Source organism: Streptomyces sp. NPDC005925 (assembly GCF_040638805.1).
In the GTDB taxonomy this organism is placed as follows: Bacteria; Actinomycetota; Actinomycetes; order Streptomycetales; family Streptomycetaceae; genus Streptomyces.
In genome coordinates this window covers 44,500-61,240 of the sequence record NZ_JBEXVL010000022.1, presented here as the reverse complement: position 1 = coordinate 61,240, position 16,741 = coordinate 44,500, and the positions used below count along the sequence as shown (strand labels likewise).

Sequence of the window (16,741 nt, the reverse complement as noted above, 5' to 3'; positions counted from 1 at the left end):
CCCACTCCCGCCAGTCCGAAGGGCAGGTGATGGCTCTGGTGGTGGCCGGGGACCTCCCACGAGGGGGCCCCGGTCACCGCCGGGCCGCGCACAGTGCTTGCTTATCTCATCCGGCGTCTGGTCGCCGTTGTCATCATGGTGCTCGTCGTACTGCTTGCGACGTTCACCGTCTTCTACATGCTGCCCAAGTGGGCGGGACAGGACATCGCCGTCCTCTTCGCCGGCAAGGCGACCGGCGCCGAGCAGGTCGAGGGCATCCGCACCAAGCTGGGCCTGGACGATCCGTTGTTCATCCAGTTCTGGGACTTCGTCAAGGGCATTCCGCTGGGCCGGGACTACGCCAACGGCAGTGACGTCACGCACTGCCCGGCGCCCTGCTTCGGCTACTCCTTCGTCACGGAGGAGCCGGTCTGGAACACCCTCCAGGAGACCCTGCCGGTCACCGCCGCGCTCGCCGCCGGTGCCTGCGTGCTCTGGCTGGTCGGCGGCGTTGCCACCGGTGTCGTCTCCGCACTCAAACGGGGCTCCGTCTGGGACCGCACCGCCATGATCGGCGCCCTCGCCGGCGTCTCCCTGCCGATCTTCTTCACCGGCATGGTGGCGATGGGCATCTTCGTGCACAGCCTCGGCTGGGTGCACATCAAGGACAACCTCAGCACCGACGACAACATCGGGGTCTGGTTCGAGACCCTGCTGCTGCCCTGGATCGTGCTCGCGCTGCTGAACGCGGCGATGTACGCCCGCCTCACCCGTGCCACGATGCTCGACGTGCTCGGCGAGGACTACATCCGCACCGCCCGGGCCAAGGGGCTCGGGGAGGGCACGGTCATCACCCGGCACGCGCTGCGCTCCGCGATGACACCGATCCTGACCGTCTTCGGTCTCGACATCGGCGTGCTGCTCGGAGGCGCCGTCCTGACCGAGTCCACGTTCAACCTCCCGGGCCTCGGCCTCGCCGCGGTGCAGGCCATCAGCAGCAAGGACCTGCCCGTGATCCTCGGGGTGACCCTGTTCGCGGCCCTCGCGATCGCCGTCGCCAACCTCGTCGTGGACCTGCTGTACGCCGTCATCGACCCGCGAGTGAGGCTGGGATGACCGAACTGCACAAGACCGGGGCGGCCGTGGGACAACCTGTGTCCGGCCGCCCCGCGCCCACCGCCTTCCTCGAGGTGCGCGACCTCAAGGTGCACTTCCCGACCGACGACGGCCTGGTCAAGTCCGTCGACGGGCTCAGCTTCCAGCTGGAGAAGGGCAAGACCCTCGGCATCGTGGGCGAGTCCGGCTCCGGCAAGTCGGTGACCTCGCTCGGCATCATGGGCCTGCACACCACCGGCCAGTACGGCAAGCGCAAGGCGCAGATCTCCGGCGAGATCTGGCTGGACGGCACCGAACTGCTGACCGCCGACCCGGCTCACGTGCGCAAGCTGCGCGGCCGGGAGATGGCGATGATCTTCCAGGATCCGCTGTCGGCGCTGCACCCGTACTACACGATCGGCGCGCAGATCGTGGAGGCGTACCGCATCCACCACGACGTCGACAAGAAGACCGCCAGGCGGCGCGCGGTGGAGATGCTCGACCGGGTCGGCATCCCGCAGCCCGACAAGCGCGTCGACAGCTATCCGCACGAGTTCTCCGGCGGCATGCGCCAGCGCGCGATGATCGCGATGTCGCTGGTGAACAACCCCGAACTGCTCATCGCGGACGAGCCGACCACCGCCCTGGACGTCACCGTCCAGGCGCAGATCCTGGACCTGATCCGCGACCTGCAGAAGGAGTTCGGCTCCGCGGTCATCATCATCACCCACGACCTGGGTGTCGTCGCCGAACTGGCCGACGACCTCCTGGTGATGTACGGCGGCCGCTGCGTCGAGCGGGGCCCGGCGGAGCAGGTCTTCTACGAGCCGCGCCACCCCTACACCTGGGGCCTGCTCGGCTCGATGCCGCGACTGGACCGCGAGCAGCAGGACCGGCTCATCCCGGTCAAGGGCTCCCCGCCCTCGCTGATCAACATCCCGTCGGGCTGCGCGTTCAACCCGCGCTGCCCCTACGCGGACGTACCGAAGGACGACATCACCCGCACGGTCCGACCCGAGCTGACCGAGGTCGGCAGCCGGCACTGGGCCGCCTGCCACATGAGCACGGAGCAGCGGGAGCGTATCTGGACCGAAGAGATTGCGCCGAAGCTGTGAGCGAGAACTCCAAGGACACGGACGTGACCACTCCCGCGCCGGGCGACGGTGCCACCGTCACCAAGGACGCCGCCCCCGGCGAGGTCCTGCTGAAGGTGACCGGCCTCCAGAAGCACTTCCCGATCCGCAAGGGCCTGCTCCAGCGGCAGGCGGGCGCGGTGCGCGCGGTCGACGGCATCGACTTCGAGGTCAGGTCGGGCGAGACCCTGGGCGTCGTGGGCGAGTCGGGCTGCGGCAAGTCCACGATGGGCCGGCTCATCACCCGGCTGCTCGAACCGACCGCCGGCAAGGTCGAGTTCCAGGGCAAGGACATCACGCACCTCAACGTCAGCGGCATGCGCCCGCTGCGCCGCGACGTGCAGATGATCTTCCAGGACCCGTACTCGTCGCTGAACCCCCGGCACACCATCGGCACGATCGTCGGTGCTCCCTTCAGGCTCCAGGGCGTCGAGCCCGAGGGCGGCGTGAAGAAGGAAGTGCAGCGGCTGCTGGCGGTGGTGGGGCTCAACCCCGAGCACTACAACCGCTACCCGCACGAGTTCTCCGGAGGTCAGCGCCAGCGCATCGGCATAGCCCGCGCGCTCGCACTCAACCCGAGGCTGGTCGTGGCGGACGAGCCGGTGTCGGCCCTGGACGTGTCGATCCAGGCGCAGGTCGTGAACCTGCTGGACGACCTCCAGCAGGAGCTCGGCCTGACGTACGTGATCATCGCGCACGACCTCTCCGTCGTCCGGCACGTCTCGGACCGCATCGCGGTGATGTACCTCGGCAAGATCGTCGAACTGGCCGACCGCGACTTGCTGTACCGGGCGCCCATGCACCCGTACACGAAGGCCCTGATGTCGGCGGTGCCGATCCCGGACCCGCGGCGCAAGGCGGCCAAGAGCGAGCGCATCCTGCTCAGGGGCGACGTGCCCTCGCCGATCTCCCCGCCGAGCGGCTGCCGCTTCCACACCCGGTGCTGGAAGGCCACGGAGATCTGCCGTACGACGGAGCCGCCGCTGCTGGAACTGCGTCCGGGCCAGCAGGTCGCCTGCCACCACCCGGAGAACTTCGCGGACCAGGCACCGCAGGACACGGTGCTGCTGTCGGCCGCGAAGGAGGCCGTCGAGCTGGTCGGCGGTGCGGTGCTGGAGGAGTCGGCGAAGACGTCGACGGCGGTGCCGTCCGGGGCGGCCACGCCAGAGGGCCCGCCGATCGGGGAGGCCCCTTCGAAGGAGACCCCCTCCAACGACGCTCTTGCCACCGAGTAGTAAGCCCAAACGCGACCCCCGCCTTGCAATGTAAGGCGGGGGTTTGCCTTTGGGTGAGAATGGCAAGGTGTTCGAGCAAATCTTCAGCCCCTCCGTCCAGCACACCCTCGACCTGGTGGGCATCTTCGTCTTCGCGATCTCCGGCGCCCTGCTGGCCGTCCGGAAGAACTTCGACGTCTTCGGCATCGCCGTCCTCGCCGAGGTCACCGCGCTGGGCGGCGGCCTGTTCCGCGACCTGGTCATCGGGGCCGTGCCGCCCGCCGCCTTCACGGACCTCGGGTATTTCCTCACCCCGCTGTTCGCCGCCGCCCTGGTCTTCTTCCTGCACCCGCAGGTGGAGCGCACCCAGGTCGCGGTGAACGTCTTCGACGCGGCCGGTCTCGGCCTGTTCTGCGTCGCGGGCACGACGAAGGCGTACGAGTACGGGCTCGGCCTGACCGCCTCCGCCTGCCTCGGCCTCGCCACGGCGGTGGGCGGCGGTGTGCTGCGGGACGTGCTCGCCAACGAGGTGCCGTCCCTGCTGCGCTGGGACCGCGACCTGTACGCGGTCCCGGCGATCGTCGGCGCCGCGGCGGCGGCGCTCTGCCTGCGCCACGACGCGCTCACCCCGGTCACCAGCGGCCTCGCCGTCGTCACGGCGTTCGTCCTGCGCCTGCTCGCGATGCGCTACCACTGGCGCGCGCCGCGGGCCTGGAACCGCAGGTCGACGGTGCGCGAGGAGGACCGCACGGCGTCGTCGTACACCTGACGGTGCCGTTCACGTGGCCGTCATCGCGGAAAGCTACCGCTTAGTAGTTTGTTGTTGTACCGTACCGGCATGGCTCAGGCATCCCAGGCGACCATCGGCAGCAGCGAGTTCGACCGCGACACCGCCGTCACCCGGCGCGCGGAAGGCGTCTACGACATCGACCTGTCCGCCGGCTGGACGATCATCAACGCCGTCAACGGCGGTTACCTGCTGGCCGTCCTGGGCCGCGCCCTCTCGGACGCGCTGCCGCACGCCGACCCGTTCACCATCTCCGCGCACTATCTCACCGCCTCGCAGCCGGGCCCGGCGGTCGTGCGCACGGAGACCGTCCGCTCCGGCCGCACCCTCTCCACCGGCCAGGCCTCGCTCCTCCAGTACGACGCCGAGGGCAACGAGGTCGAACGGATCCGCGTCCTCGCCTCGTACGGCGACCTCGACGCGCTCCCCGACGACGTCCGTACGTCGGCCCGGCCGCCCGCGATCCCGCCGGTCGACCAGTGCTTCGGCCCCGAGGACGGCCCGGCGCCCGTGCCCGGCAGTTCCGCCATCACCGACCGGCTGACGATCAAGCTGGACCCGGCCACCCTCGGCTGGGCGCTCGGGCAGCCGTCCGGCAAGGGCGAGATGCGCGCCTGGTTCGGCCTCAAGGACGGCCGGGACGCCGACCCCTTCTCCCTGCTCCTCGCGGTGGACGCGCTGCCGCCCACCGCCTTCGAGCTGGGGCTCTCCGGCTGGGTGCCGACGGTCGAGCTGACCGTGCACGTGCGGTGCCGGCCGGCGCCGGGCCCGCTGCGGGTGTCGGTCGCCACGCGCAACCTCGCAGGCGGCTTCCTGGAGGAGGACGCCGAGGTCTGGGACAGCGCCGACCGTTTGGTGGCCCAGTCCCGGCAGCTGGCGCGGGTGCGGCTCGGCTGAGGCCGCCCCTCCGGGCCCGCCAGGGCTCGGCTCGCCCGTTTCCGGGGGCCGTCGCCCCACCGCCGGTGCCACTCTCCCCGGCCCACTCGGTGCCTTTCGGGCCGGCGGTCGGTGTCAGTCCGGCCAGTGCCGGCGGCCGATGCTGATCAGGCGCAGCCGGCGGGCGGCGAGCCGCGTGACGTGCTCCCGTTCCAGTGCCTCGCGCGCCTCCAGGAGCAGGGACGCCGTGCTGAGCATCTGGTCGACGTAGAGCTGCGCGAGCATCAGCAGGTCGTCCTCGCTCCAGTCCTGCGACACCGGGTCCCTGGCCAGCTCGGCCCTCACCTCGTCGGCGAACCGCGCCAGCTGGGCCCGGATGGCCTCCCGTACCGGCTGCACCCCGCCGTGCCGTTCGCGCGCCACGAACCGGACGTGGGCCGGGTGGGCGGCCACATGGCCGGCGATGAGCCCCAGGGCGCGGTCGATGCGTCCGTCGCTGTCGCCCGTGGCGGCCACGGCCGTACGGATCATCGGGTGCAGGCTGCCCAGCGCCTCGTCGACCAGCGCCACACCGAGGTCCGCCGTGGAGCGGAAGTGCCGGTAGAAGGCGGTCGGGGCGACGCCGACGGCCCGCGTGACCTCGCGCAGCCCCAGGCTGCTCAGGCTCTGGTCCTCCAGCAGCTCCAGCGCGGCGTCCAGCAGGGCCTGTCGGGTTTTCTGCTTCTGGGCGTGCCGCACGCCGCGGGTGTGACTCATGACACCAGTCAACAACTGTTCTCCGGAAGGGGAAAGTCGCACCGCGCGTTAGACTGAGTAGTCAGTGAACAACTGTACCTATGCGAGTTCACCCGACTGAAGGGGGATTCCTCCATGCTGTTCCTCGTCGCCGCTCTCCTGCTGCTGGGCGTCGTGATGGGCACCGTCGCCCACGTGCCCCTGTCGTTCACCGCCGTCGCCGCCGTCGTGATCGCCGCGTGGCTGGGCGTCTTCGCCCTGCGCGAGCACCACGCCCGTCGCCGCGGCACCACCGCCGGCTGATCCTCCCGCCCGACCCGGACCTCACACGTCCGGCCGGTCCTCACGCGACACGCGACACCGTCGGGCCGCCCACGGCCCGTACGGCCCGATCCTGTACGTCCCACCCGCATCGACTGCCGGGAGCTGACACCCTCATGCATCTGACCGCACCGGCCTCGCACCGGACCGGCATCCGGGACACCGACGGCATGGCCGTCGCGTCCTTCGTGCTCGGCCTGCTCGGCCTCCTCGTCCTCAACCTCTTCCTCGGGCCGATCGCCATCGCCCTCGCCGCCGTCGCCCTGTGGCGCGGCACCCCCCGTCGCGGCAGGGCCCTGCTCGGCCTCGGTCTCGGCGTCGCCGACCTCGTCGTCCTGGCGGTGGCCATGCAGGCCGACAACACCATCTCGTGGAGCTTCTAGGACAACGGGTCCCCCGAGGGCGGTTCGCGGGCGGTCAGAAGGCGGTCCGGGGGCGGGTGTGAGGGGAAGGGGCACGCACCTCGGGCCGCGCGGAGCAGCCCCGTAGAATCGGGCTCACCATGGCTTACCTCGACCACGCCGCGACCACCCCGATGCTTCCCGAGGCAGCCGAGGCGCTCACCGCGCACCTCAGCGTCACCGGCAACGCCTCCTCCCTCCACGCGGCCGGCCGCCGCGCGCGGCGCACCGTCGAGGAGGCCAGGGAAACCCTCGCCGACGCCCTCGGCGCCCGCCCCAGCGAAATCGTCTTCACCTCCGGCGGCACCGAGGCCGACAACCTCGCGGTCAAGGGCCTGTACTGGGCCCGCCGCGACGCCGACCCGGCCCGCACCCGCGTCCTCGCCAGCCCCGTCGAGCACCACGCCGTCCTCGACGCCGTGCACTGGCTCGGCGAACACGAGGGCGCCACCGTCGAGTACCTGCCCGTCGACCCCCACGGCCGCGTCCACCCCGACGCGCTGCGCAAGGCCATCGCCCGGGACCCCGACGACGTCGCCCTCGCCACCGTCATGTGGGCCAACAACGAGATCGGCACGATCATGCCGGTCCGTGAACTCGCCGACGTGGCCGCCGAGTTCGGTGTCCCGCTGCACTCCGACGCCGTGCAGGCCGTCGGGCAGCTGCCCGTCGACTTCGCGGCCTCCGGCCTCGCCGCGATGACCGTGTCCGGGCACAAGATCGGCGGACCGTACGGCATCGGCGCGCTGCTCCTCGGCCGCGCGTACACGCCCGTCCCCGTGCTGCACGGCGGCGGGCAGGAGCGGCACGTGCGCTCCGGCACTCTCGACGTGCCCGCGATCGCGTCCTTCGCGGTCGCCGGGCGGCTGGCCGCCGAGCAGCGCCCGTGGTTCGCCCGCGAGATCGGCGCCCTGCGCGACGCCCTCGTCACCGCCGTCCGGGCCGCCGTGCCCGGCGCGATCCTCGGCGGCGACCCGGAGGACCGCCTCCCGGCCAACGCGCACTTCACGTTCCCCGGCTGCGAGGGCGACTCACTGCTGCTCCTGCTCGACGCCCAGGGCATCGCCTGCTCCACCGGCTCGGCCTGCACCGCGGGGGTCGCCCAGCCCAGCCACGTCCTGCTCGCCACCGGCACCGACCCGGACCTGGCCCGTGGCACCCTGCGCTTCTCCCTCGGCCACACCTCCACGCAGGCCGATGTCGAGGCGCTCGCCAAGGCCATCGGACCTGCGGTGGAGCGGGCGAGGGCGGCGGGGCTGACGTAGCCCCGCCGCGGGCCGACGCGGGAGACCGCCTCCGTACGGGGGACCGCGCGGGTCACTTCACGGCGGTGCCCGCCCGTCGCACCAGCTTCATGTAGCGGTTCCAGTCCCAGTGCGGGCCCGGGTCCGTGTGGTCCGTGCCCGGGACCTCCACGTGGCCGATGATGTGCTCCCGGTCCACGGGTATGCCGTACCGGGCGCAGATCCGGGCCGTGAGGCGGGCCGACGCCTCGTACATCGCGTCCGTGAAGTCCTGCGGGCGGTCCACGAAGCCCTCGTGCTCGATGCCGACACTGCGCTCGTTGTAGTCGCGGGCGCCCGCGTGGAACGCCACGTCCAGCTCGCGGATCATCTGCGTGACACCGCCGTCCTTCCCGACGATGTAGTGCGTGGCGGCCTGGTGCCCCGGGTCCCGGAACGCCTGCACCGCGCTGTCCAGGCTGCCCTGCGTGACATGGACGACCACCATGTCGACGCGGTAGTCGTCGGGCCGGTCCGCGCGCCGCCAGTTCGCCTCCGACGCCGCCAGCCAGCGCGCACCCCGGAAGTCCACCTCGCCCGCCTTGCGGGGCTTCTCCACGCCCGGCGTCCGCCACCACAGCCGGGACAGCTCGTCCCGCGCCAGCACCGCCGTACCGACGGCCGCCGCCGCGCCGCCGACGATCAGCGCGCGCCGCCCGATGCGCCGGTCGGTGTCCCTCGGTGTTCGATTCGCCCCCATGTGCTCGTGAACGGATACCCGGGGGCCCTGGTTCCCGCGCCCCCGTACCCTGGAGGGGCTATGACTGACACCCCGCAGCGCACCCGACCCCTCCGTGTCCTCGCCGCCATGTCCGGCGGTGTCGACTCAGCCGTCGCCGCGGCCCGCGCGGCCGAGGCGGGCCACGACGTGACCGGCGTCCACCTCGCCCTCTCGGCGAACCCGCAGTCGTTCCGCACGGGCGCACGCGGGTGTTGCACCATCGAGGACTCGCGCGACGCCCGCCGCGCCGCGGACGTCATCGGCATCCCGTTCTACGTGTGGGACCTCGCCGACCGCTTCCGCGAGGACGTGGTCGAGGACTTCGTCGCCGAGTACGAGGCCGGTCGCACGCCGAACCCGTGCCTGCGCTGCAACGAGAAGATCAAGTTCGCCGCGCTGCTGGACAAGGCGCTGGCGCTGGGCTTCGACGCCGTCTGCACCGGCCACTACGCCCGGGTCGTCGTGACCGGGGACGGCACGCGCGAGCTGCACCGCGCCTCCGACATGGCCAAGGACCAGTCGTACGTGCTCGGTGTGCTGGACGACCGGCAGCTCGCCCACGCGATGTTCCCGCTCGGCGACACGGTCACCACCAAGGACGAGATCCGCGCGGAGGCCGAGCGGCGCGGCCTGGCCGTCGCCAGGAAGCCCGACTCGCACGACATCTGCTTCATCGCCGACGGCGACACCCAGGGCTTCCTCGCGAACCGCCTCGGAAAGGCCGAGGGCCACATCGTCGACGAGTCCGGCGCGAGACTGGGCACGCACGAGGGCGCGTACGGTTTCACCATCGGCCAGCGCAAGGGGCTCCGGATCGGCACGCCCGCCCCCGACGGCAAGCCGCGCTACGTGCTGGACATCTCGCCCGTCGACAACACCGTGACGGTCGGCCCGGCGGCCGCGCTGGACGTCACCGCGCTGACCGCCATCAGGCCCCGCTGGTGCGGCGCCGCCCCGAGCGGCCCCGGCACCTACACGGCCCAGCTGCGCGCCCACGGCGACGAGACGCCGGTGACCGCCGAGCCGGTCGACGGCGAGCTCAGGGTCCGCTTCACCGAGCCCGTGCGCGGCGTCGCCCCCGGCCAGGCGATCGTCCTGTACGACGGCACGCGCGTGGTGGGCTCCGCGACGATCGCCTCGACGGTACGGGCGACGGCGGCCCCGGCGGCGCCCGGCGTGGCCTGAGCGGGCGCGACCCGCGTGCGGCACCGTCCGGGCGGCAGGCCTTGCGGTAGGGGTCCGGGCGGCCGGCCTTCCGGCACGGTGTGGGCGGGCCATGCGGCGAAGGGGCCGGTCACGGCGCGAAGAACTCCGCCAGCACCGGCGCCAGGACGTTCGGGTCGACCATGTGGGTCTGGCCCTCCAGCGTGCGGTACGTGCCCCCCGCCGCCGCGTCCGCGACCGCCGCGGCGGCCTCCCGCATCCACGCCGGGCTCGCCCCGCCTGCCAGCGACAGCACCGGCACGGTGAGCGCGGCCAGCGTCTCGCGCGGGACGCCGCCGTCGCCCATGCACGCGTCGTCGTAGGCGAGGGTCGGCGCGATCGCCTCCATCGCGGCCCACATCGGGGACTGCCGCGCGCCCCGGATCATCTCCTCGGCGAGGCCGGTGAGCCGCAGAAAGTGCTCCACCGCGTCCCCGCGGCGGCCCAGTGCCAGTGCCCCGGTCAGACGAGCGGTGTACTCCCGCCGCTGCCGCACACCGTCCTCGTCCGTCGCGTACGGCACCTCGTACACGGCGGCCCGTCGCACCGGCAGGCCGCCCGCCACCGCCCGCAGGACGAGCGCGCCGCCCGACGAGACGCCGTACAGCGACGCCTCCCCGCCCACCGCGTCGATCAGCGCCGCCAGGTCCTCCACCTCGCGGCGCACCTCGTACGGCTGCGTGTCGCCGCTCTCGCCGCGACCCCGGCGGTCGTGCACGACGACGGTGAAGTCCCGCGAGAGCGGCCCGGCCAGCGGCGCCACTGTGGCGCCCGTCGACATCGCACCGCTGACGAGGATCACCACGGGACCCCGGCCGGTGCTCTCGTACGCGAGGGGCGTGCCGTCCTGGGAAAGGATCTTCTTGTCCATGCCTGTGCAGACTGCCCTACGGCTCGGGATTCATCGCGCGCGACACCGCGGCCGTCAGCCGACCTCCACCTCGTAGAAGCACAAGTGGTCCTTGATGCCGGACACGGCCGGTTTCGGCTCCGGGTACGCCCACACGAGGTCCGGAGCGTCCGGCAGGGACCAGTAGGACGCGGTGCCCTTGAAGGGGCAGTACGTGCGTGTGCCGGACGGCGTCAGCAGGTCCAGGCGTACGTCGGCGGGCGGCAGGTAGTAGCGGTCCGGGCAGCCCGTCTCGCGCAGGAGCAGTGCGCTGTCGCTGTCCGCGAGGACCTGACCGTCGCGCACCACGCGCACGTGCCGGTCGCTCTTGTCCACGGTGATCCGGTGGCCTTCGGTCACGATCGACCCTCCTTGGGTAGCCGAGTCCTTCGATACAGCGCACCCTGAAGCGGAGTTCTTCCCGGTTCGTCCCGCAGGAGGGCACCATGGCGACCACCCGGCCGGCCAGGAACCGCAGCAGCCTCGCCCACCAGGCGCGCTACGCACTGTCCCACCCGGACAGGGTTCCCGCACACCTCCGGCGCGTGGCGCGCGACACGTGGCTGCGGCTCAGGCACCGCGACCACATCGCGTACTACCGCGCGGTCATGGCCTCGGACACCGCCCGCGACCCCCGGGCCGCCGTCGGCCACCATCCGTCCGCCGAGTCCTGGGAGCGCATCGGCCGTATGCAGTTCGACTACCTGCTGCGTCACGGGCTCCGGCCCCACCACCGGATGCTCGACATCGGCTGCGGCAACCTGCGGGCCGGGCGGCTGTTCATCGGCCACCTGGACACCGGCAACTACTACGGCATCGACATATCCCCGGCCATCCTGCTCGCCGCCCAGGACACCCTCGTACGGGAGGGACTCCAGGCCGGGCTGCCGCACCTGATGCTCGCGGACGACCTCACCTTCGCGTTCCTGCCCGACGGGCACTTCGACGTCGTGCACGCGCACAGCGTCTTCTCGCACTCGCCCCGGCACGTCGTCGAGGAGTGCTTCGCGCACGTCGGCCGCATCCTGGCGCCCGGAGGCTTCTTCGACCTCACCTTCGACCGCACGGAGGGCCGGGAGCACCAGGTGCTGCACGAGGACTTCTACTACCGCACGGAGACGCTGGTGGAGCTGGCCGCCCGGTACGGCCTGAGCGCCCGCCTCATGGCCGACTGGGAGGAACTGCCGCACGGGCAGTCCAAACTCCGGGTGACGGCGACGGCCGTGCCGGAGGCGGCGCGTACCGTGACGCCATGAACATCTGCGTCTTCCTCTCCGCCGCCGACCTCGACGACCGGTACACCCGCCCCGCGCGGGAGTTCGCGAAGCTGCTCGGCAAGGGCGGGCACACGCTGGTGTGGGGCGGTTCCGACACGGGCCTGATGAAGGTCGTCGCGGACGGCGTGCAGGAGGCCGGCGGGCGGCTGACGGGCGTCTCCGTGGAGTTCCTGGCGGCCAGGGCACGGCCGGGCGTCGACGCGATGGTCGTCGCCAAGGACCTCGCCGAACGCAAGAAGCTGCTGCTGGAGAAGGCCGACGCCGTGGTGATCATGGTGGGCGGCACGGGCACGCTCGACGAGGCCACCGAAATCCTGGAACTGAAGAAGCACGGCCACACCGACAAGCCGGTCGTGCTGCTCAACACGGCGGGCTTCTACGACGGCCTCAAGGAGCAGTTCCGGCGCATGGAGGACGAGGGCTTCCTGCCCCGTCCCCTGGCCGAGCTGGTGTTCTTCGCCGAGGAGCCGGCCGGGGCGCTGGCCCACCTGGAGGAGAGCCGGGGAATCGCCTGAACGGCGAGGGTGCGAGCATGGCGGGCATGGCTACACATGTGATCACCGGGGCCGGTTCCGGCATCGGCGCGGCCGTCGCCCGCCGGCTGCACGCGCGCGGGGACGACCTCGTGCTGCACGCGCGCGACGCGGGCCGCGCGAAGGAACTGGCAGCGGAGTTTCCCGGGGCGCGGACCCTGGTCGGCGACCTGTCCGACCCCGACCGGCTGAGCTGGGCGTTCTCCCACCAGACGCTGCCCGGGCAGGTGGACACGCTGCTGCACATCGCGGGCGTGGTCGACCTCGGACCGGTCGGCGAGCTGACCCCCAAGACCTGGCGGCACCAGCTCAACGTCAACCTCGTCGCGCCCGCCGAACTGACCCGGCTGTTCCTGCCGCAGCTGCGGACGTCGCGCGGGCACGTGGTGTTCGTGAACTCGGGCGCGGGGCTCAACGCCCACGCGGACTGGGCGGCGTACGCGGCCTCCAAGCACGGCCTGAAGGCGCTGGCCGACTCCCTGCGGCACGAGGAGCACGGCAACGGCGTCCGCGTCACGTCGGTGTACCCGGGCCGGACCGCCAGCCCCATGCAGGCCAAGGTGCACCAGCAGGAGGGCAAGGAGTACGACGCGTCGAAGTGGATCGACCCCGAGTCGGTCGCGACGGCCGTGGTCATGGCGGTCGACCTGCCCCGGGACGCGGAGGTCAACGACCTGACGGTACGGCCGGGACGCTGACGGGACGCCGGCCCCGGGGAGCGGCGCGCCGCCCCGTGCGGGCGCCGGCCCCGCGAGCCGCACGGGGAGGGCGGCGAGTCGTCGAGGGGGTGCGCCGCCGCACGAGGACCACGGCGCGTCGGCAGAAGGGCGGGCGGCCGGGCGGCTCCGGCCGCGCGGTGCGGCGAACCGTAGGCTTTCCCCGTGAACGACGTGAGCGACAACCAGCACTTCGGCGGGGCCACCGGTATCGGCTCCCTGCCCGGAGGTGACGTCCGCGAGGCCGTCAAAACCGTGACCGGGACCTTCGAGGACTTCCCGTTCCTGCCCGAACTGCCCGGCCGGGGCCCCGGCGCCGACATGCTCGGGCGGACCGCCGGGATGCTCGTGGAGCTGTACGCGCGCGTCGAGCCCAGCGGCTGGCGGCTGGGGGACCGGCCCGGCCGCGACACCAAGCGGGCCAGGGGCTGGCTGGTGGAGGACCTCGACGCGCTGGAGGAGTTCACCCAGGGCTACGAGGGCCCGCTGAAGGTACAGGCCGCCGGGCCGTGGACACTCGCCGCCGGCCTGGAGCTGAGGAACGGCGAGGCCGCCCTCTCCGACCCCGGCGCCACCCGCGACCTCACCGCGTCCCTCGCCGAGGGCCTGCGCCTGCACCTCGCCGAGCTGCGCCGCCGCGTACCCGGCGCGCAGGTGGTGCTCCAGCTGGACGAGCCGTCCCTCACCGCTGTCCTGCTCGGCCGGGTCAGGTCGGCCAGTGGCTACCGCACCCACCGGGCCGTGGACCGGCAGGTGGTGGAGGCCGCGCTGCGGGACATCGTCGCGGTGCACGAGGGCGGCCCGGTCGCGGTGCACTCGTGCGCGCCCGACGTTCCGTTCGCGCTGCTGCGCCGGGCGGGCGTGGCGGCGGTCTCCTTCGACTTCGCGCTGCTCACCGAGCGTGACGACGACGCGATCGGTGAGGCCGTCGAGGGCGGCATCCGGCTGTTCGCCGGTGTCGTGCCGGGCACGGACGGCCCGTTGTCAGACCCTGCCGGTAGCGTCATGGGTGTCAGGACGCTGTGGCGCAGGCTGGGGCTGCATCCGGGGCTTCTCGCGGACGCCGTCACGGTCACGCCGTCGTGCGGACTCGCGGGCGCGTCCCCCGAGTACGCGCGCCGGGTGCTCGCCCACTGCGCCCGGGCGGCGAGATCCCTCGCGGACAACCCGGAGTAACGGAGGACAACACGGTGGCCGGCGACAAGCAAGCGGAAACCACGGCGGTGCCCGCCGAGGCGCGGGAGCGGCACGCCCAGCTCGCCGAGCAGATCGAAGAGCACCGCTTCCGGTACTACGTGAAGGACGCTCCGGTCGTCAGCGACGCGGAGTTCGACCAGCTCCTGAAGTCCCTGGAGGCGCTGGAGGAGCAGTATCCGGAGCTGCGCACACCGGACTCGCCGACGCAGAAGGTCGCCGGGTCCTACGAGACGGAGTTCACTGCCGTCGAGCACCGGCAGCGGATGCTGTCGCTGGACAACACGTACAACGACGAGGAGCTCGCCGCCTGGGCCGACCGCATCGCCCGCGAACTGGGCGAGCAGGAATATCACTTCCTGTGCGAGCTGAAGGTCGACGGGCTCGCCGTCAACCTCACCTACGAGCACGGCCGCCTCACGCGCGCGGCCACCCGCGGCGACGGCCGCACCGGCGAGGACATCACGCCCAACGTCCGCACCATCGCGGAGATCCCGGACCGCCTGCGGGGCGACCACGTCCCCGACCTCGTGGAGATCCGCGGCGAGGTCTTCTTCCCGATGGAGAAGTTCGAGGAGCTCAACCGCCGCCTGGTCGAGGCCGGCGACAAGCCCTTCGCCAACCCGCGCAACGCGGCGGCCGGTTCGCTGCGCCAGAAGGACCCGCGCGTCACCGCCACCCGCCCGCTGCACATGGTCGTGCACGGCATCGGGGCCCTGGAGGGCTTCACCGGCATGACCCGCCTGTCCGGGGCCTACGACCTGCTCAAGACCTGGGGCCTGCCCACCTCCCGGCACAACAAGGTGGTCGACGGCCTCGACGGCGTCCGGGAGTTCATCGCCCACTACGGCGAGAACCGCCACTCGGTGGAGCACGAGATCGACGGCGTCGTCGTCAAACTCGACCAGATCCCGCTCCAGGGCCGCCTGGGCTCCACGTCCCGCGCGCCGCGCTGGGCCATCGCGTACAAGTACGCGCCGGAAGAGGTCAACACCAAGCTCATCAACATCCGGGTGGGCGTGGGGCGCACGGGCCGCGTCACGCCGTACGCGCAGGTCGAGCCGGTCACGGTGGCCGGCTCCGAGGTCGAGTTCGCCACCCTGCACAACCAGGACGTGGTGAAGGCCAAGGGCGTGCTCATCGGTGACACGGTGGTGCTGCGCAAGGCCGGTGACGTCATCCCGGAGATCCTCGGCCCGGTGGCCGACCTGCGCGACGGCAGCGAGCGCGAGTTCGTGATGCCGTCCGAGTGCCCCGAGTGCGGTACGCCGCTGAAGGCGATGAAGGAGGGCGACGTCGACCTGCGCTGCCCCAACGCCCGCACCTGCCCGGCGCAGTTGCGGGAGCGACTGTTCTACCTCGCCGGCCGCAGGTCGTTCGACATCGAGCACTTCGGCTACGTGGCCGCCGCCGCGCTCACCCGGCCGCTGGAGCCGGCCGAACCGCCGCTGAAGGACGAGGGCGACCTGTTCGACCTCACCGTCGAGCAGTTGCTGCCCATCAGGGCGTACGTCCTCGACCAGGACAGCGGACTGCCCAAGCGCGACCCGAAGACCGGCGAGGAGAAGGTCGCCACGGTCTTCGCCAACCAGCAGGGCGAGCCGAAGAAGAACGCGCTCGCGATGCTGGAGAACATTGCAGCCGCGAAGGAACGCCCGCTCGCCCGGATCCTCACCGGACTGTCCGTCCGGCACGTCGGACCGGTCGCCGCGGAGGCGCTGGCGCGGGAGTTCCGGTCCATCGACCGTATCGAACAGGCCAGCGAAGAAGAGCTCGTCGCGGTGGACGGGGTGGGCGAAATCGTGGCGAAAGCCCTCAAGGAGTGGTTCGCCGAGGACTGGCACCAGGAGATCATCCGCAAGTGGAAGGCCGCCGGCGTCCGCATGCAGGAGGAGCACTCCGGGGAGGACGAGGGCCCTCGCCCCCTGGAGGGGCTCACCGTTGTCGTCACCGGCACTCTCGAACGCTTCACGCGCGACGGCGCCAAGGACGCCCTGCAGGCCAGAGGTGCCAAAGTGACCGGATCGGTGTCGAAGAAGACGTCATTCGTCGTGGTGGGTGACAGCCCTGGATCGAAATACGACAAGGCGATGCAGCTCAAGGTTCCGGTTCTGAACGAGGACGGCTTCGAAGTCCTGCTGGAACACGGGCCGGAGGCCGCCGCCGGCGTCGCGCTTTCGGCCGAGGAGTAGCGGTTGGGGAACTCCCGTTGAGCGCATATCAGATGCATAAGGGTGGCGGGGGTGCATTCGGGCAACCGTCGACGACCGCTGCCCCTGAAAGCCTTTCGCGGCCTACTGTTGAGATGTGCGCCCGCCGTGCCCAGTTGCGGTCGGGGCATCCCCGTGCTGCCGAAGCGCCGGGGGCAGGAATTCCAGCGCGGA

At 71.9% G+C, this 16,741-nt stretch carries 18 protein-coding genes; 14 read left to right on the top strand and 4 right to left on the bottom strand.

Annotation, left to right across the window (positions count from 1 at the left end):
* Positions 1 to 93: 93 nt before the first annotated feature.
* From ABZ354_RS22175 to ABZ354_RS22155, 5 genes are all read left to right on the top strand, one after another.
* Positions 94 to 1,095 carry an ABC transporter permease gene (locus tag ABZ354_RS22175; RefSeq protein WP_358659269.1) on the top strand — a complete coding sequence of 334 codons (1,002 nt, stop codon included), beginning with the start codon at positions 94 to 96 and terminating at the stop codon, positions 1,093 to 1,095.
* Positions 1,092 to 2,189, top strand: coding sequence for an ABC transporter ATP-binding protein (locus tag ABZ354_RS22170; RefSeq protein WP_358659267.1), 1,098 nt, complete (start codon positions 1,092 to 1,094; stop codon positions 2,187 to 2,189). The genes ABZ354_RS22175 and ABZ354_RS22170 overlap by 4 nt, the downstream gene beginning before the upstream one ends.
* A 23-nt stretch (positions 2,190 to 2,212) precedes the next feature.
* The gene (locus tag ABZ354_RS22165) at positions 2,213 to 3,442 is read left to right on the top strand and encodes a dipeptide ABC transporter ATP-binding protein (RefSeq protein ID WP_358659265.1); all 1,230 of its coding nucleotides are present in this window, start codon (positions 2,213 to 2,215) and stop codon (positions 3,440 to 3,442) included.
* Between the two features lie 67 nt (positions 3,443 to 3,509).
* Positions 3,510 to 4,190: a trimeric intracellular cation channel family protein gene (locus tag ABZ354_RS22160; protein ID WP_358659263.1), complete on the top strand. Its 681-nt coding sequence runs from the start codon at positions 3,510 to 3,512 to the stop codon at positions 4,188 to 4,190.
* A gap of 69 nt (positions 4,191 to 4,259) precedes the next feature.
* Entirely contained in the window at positions 4,260 to 5,105 is an 846-nt protein-coding gene (locus ABZ354_RS22155) for a thioesterase family protein (protein ID WP_358659261.1), read from the top strand.
* A gap of 114 nt (positions 5,106 to 5,219) precedes the next feature.
* Here the strand turns inward: ABZ354_RS22155 and ABZ354_RS22150 are convergent, their stop codons facing one another.
* A complete protein-coding gene (locus ABZ354_RS22150) occupies positions 5,220 to 5,840 on the bottom strand; it encodes a TetR family transcriptional regulator (RefSeq protein WP_358659259.1) in 621 nt (206 codons plus the stop codon).
* A 114-nt stretch (positions 5,841 to 5,954) separates the two neighbouring features.
* Between ABZ354_RS22150 and ABZ354_RS22145 the strand changes: the two genes are divergently transcribed.
* The 3 genes from ABZ354_RS22145 (at position 5,955) to ABZ354_RS22135 (ending at position 7,806) form a co-directional block, all read left to right on the top strand.
* Positions 5,955 to 6,122: a hypothetical protein gene (locus tag ABZ354_RS22145; RefSeq protein WP_358659257.1), complete on the top strand. Its 168-nt coding sequence runs from the start codon at positions 5,955 to 5,957 to the stop codon at positions 6,120 to 6,122.
* Between the two features lie 134 nt (positions 6,123 to 6,256).
* A complete protein-coding gene (locus ABZ354_RS22140) occupies positions 6,257 to 6,523 on the top strand; it encodes a DUF4190 domain-containing protein (protein WP_358659255.1) in 267 nt (88 codons plus the stop codon).
* A 119-nt stretch (positions 6,524 to 6,642) separates the two neighbouring features.
* Entirely contained in the window at positions 6,643 to 7,806 is a 1,164-nt protein-coding gene (locus ABZ354_RS22135; RefSeq protein WP_358659253.1) for a cysteine desulfurase family protein, read from the top strand.
* A gap of 52 nt (positions 7,807 to 7,858) precedes the next feature.
* On the opposite strand, the gene ABZ354_RS22130 is transcribed toward ABZ354_RS22135, so the two are convergent.
* The gene (locus tag ABZ354_RS22130) at positions 7,859 to 8,524 is read right to left on the bottom strand and encodes an N-acetylmuramoyl-L-alanine amidase (RefSeq protein ID WP_358659251.1); all 666 of its coding nucleotides are present in this window, start codon (positions 8,522 to 8,524) and stop codon (positions 7,859 to 7,861) included.
* A gap of 60 nt (positions 8,525 to 8,584) precedes the next feature.
* Here ABZ354_RS22130 and mnmA point away from each other — a divergent pair, with 60 nt between their 5' ends.
* A complete protein-coding gene (gene mnmA, locus ABZ354_RS22125) occupies positions 8,585 to 9,730 on the top strand; it encodes a tRNA 2-thiouridine(34) synthase MnmA (protein WP_358659249.1) in 1,146 nt (381 codons plus the stop codon).
* Between the two features lie 109 nt (positions 9,731 to 9,839).
* Here mnmA and ABZ354_RS22120 read toward each other — a convergent pair whose 3' ends face one another.
* Both ABZ354_RS22120 and ABZ354_RS22115 read right to left on the bottom strand, forming a co-directional pair.
* Positions 9,840 to 10,619 carry an alpha/beta hydrolase gene (locus ABZ354_RS22120; protein WP_358659247.1) on the bottom strand — a complete coding sequence of 260 codons (780 nt, stop codon included), beginning with the start codon at positions 10,617 to 10,619 and terminating at the stop codon, positions 9,840 to 9,842.
* 54 nt (positions 10,620 to 10,673) lie between these two features.
* Complete coding sequence (locus ABZ354_RS22115) at positions 10,674 to 10,997, bottom strand: DUF427 domain-containing protein (protein WP_358659245.1); 324 nt, start codon at positions 10,995 to 10,997, stop codon at positions 10,674 to 10,676.
* Positions 10,998 to 11,083: 86 nt separating this feature from the next.
* On the opposite strand from ABZ354_RS22115, the gene ABZ354_RS22110 reads away from it, so the two are divergent.
* The 5 genes from ABZ354_RS22110 (at position 11,084) to ligA (ending at position 16,549) form a co-directional block, all read left to right on the top strand.
* Entirely contained in the window at positions 11,084 to 11,893 is an 810-nt protein-coding gene (locus ABZ354_RS22110; protein WP_358659243.1) for a class I SAM-dependent methyltransferase, read from the top strand.
* Positions 11,890 to 12,429, top strand: a complete 540-nt coding sequence (locus tag ABZ354_RS22105; protein WP_358659242.1) for a TIGR00730 family Rossman fold protein — start codon at positions 11,890 to 11,892, stop codon at positions 12,427 to 12,429. The genes ABZ354_RS22110 and ABZ354_RS22105 overlap by 4 nt, the downstream gene beginning before the upstream one ends.
* A gap of 26 nt (positions 12,430 to 12,455) precedes the next feature.
* Positions 12,456 to 13,145: an SDR family oxidoreductase gene (locus ABZ354_RS22100; protein WP_358659240.1), complete on the top strand. Its 690-nt coding sequence runs from the start codon at positions 12,456 to 12,458 to the stop codon at positions 13,143 to 13,145.
* 192 nt (positions 13,146 to 13,337) lie between these two features.
* Positions 13,338 to 14,339 carry a methionine synthase gene (locus ABZ354_RS22095; protein ID WP_358659320.1) on the top strand — a complete coding sequence of 334 codons (1,002 nt, stop codon included), beginning with the start codon at positions 13,338 to 13,340 and terminating at the stop codon, positions 14,337 to 14,339.
* Between the two features lie 14 nt (positions 14,340 to 14,353).
* Positions 14,354 to 16,549 carry an NAD-dependent DNA ligase LigA gene (gene ligA, locus ABZ354_RS22090; RefSeq protein WP_358659238.1) on the top strand — a complete coding sequence of 732 codons (2,196 nt, stop codon included), beginning with the start codon at positions 14,354 to 14,356 and terminating at the stop codon, positions 16,547 to 16,549.
* Positions 16,550 to 16,741: the final 192 nt, after the last annotated feature.

Excerpts from the sequence above, each read along its gene's own strand:
- ABZ354_RS22170 (WP_358659267.1), top strand. The coding sequence starts at position 1,092 with ATGACCGAACTGCACAAGACCGGGGCGGCCGTGGGACAACCTGTGTCC.
- ABZ354_RS22155 (WP_358659261.1), top strand. The coding sequence starts at position 4,260 with ATGGCTCAGGCATCCCAGGCGACCATCGGCAGCAGCGAGTTCGACCGC.
- ABZ354_RS22150 (WP_358659259.1), bottom strand. The coding sequence starts at position 5,840 with ATGAGTCACACCCGCGGCGTGCGGCACGCCCAGAAGCAGAAAACCCGA.
- ABZ354_RS22145 (WP_358659257.1), top strand. The coding sequence starts at position 5,955 with ATGCTGTTCCTCGTCGCCGCTCTCCTGCTGCTGGGCGTCGTGATGGGC.
- ABZ354_RS22140 (WP_358659255.1), top strand. The coding sequence starts at position 6,257 with ATGCATCTGACCGCACCGGCCTCGCACCGGACCGGCATCCGGGACACC.
- ABZ354_RS22135 (WP_358659253.1), top strand. The coding sequence starts at position 6,643 with ATGGCTTACCTCGACCACGCCGCGACCACCCCGATGCTTCCCGAGGCA.
- ABZ354_RS22130 (WP_358659251.1), bottom strand. The coding sequence starts at position 8,524 with ATGGGGGCGAATCGAACACCGAGGGACACCGACCGGCGCATCGGGCGG.
- mnmA (WP_358659249.1), top strand. The coding sequence starts at position 8,585 with ATGACTGACACCCCGCAGCGCACCCGACCCCTCCGTGTCCTCGCCGCC.
- ABZ354_RS22120 (WP_358659247.1), bottom strand. The coding sequence starts at position 10,619 with ATGGACAAGAAGATCCTTTCCCAGGACGGCACGCCCCTCGCGTACGAG.
- ABZ354_RS22110 (WP_358659243.1), top strand. The coding sequence starts at position 11,084 with ATGGCGACCACCCGGCCGGCCAGGAACCGCAGCAGCCTCGCCCACCAG.
- ABZ354_RS22105 (WP_358659242.1), top strand. The coding sequence starts at position 11,890 with ATGAACATCTGCGTCTTCCTCTCCGCCGCCGACCTCGACGACCGGTAC.
- ABZ354_RS22100 (WP_358659240.1), top strand. The coding sequence starts at position 12,456 with ATGGCTACACATGTGATCACCGGGGCCGGTTCCGGCATCGGCGCGGCC.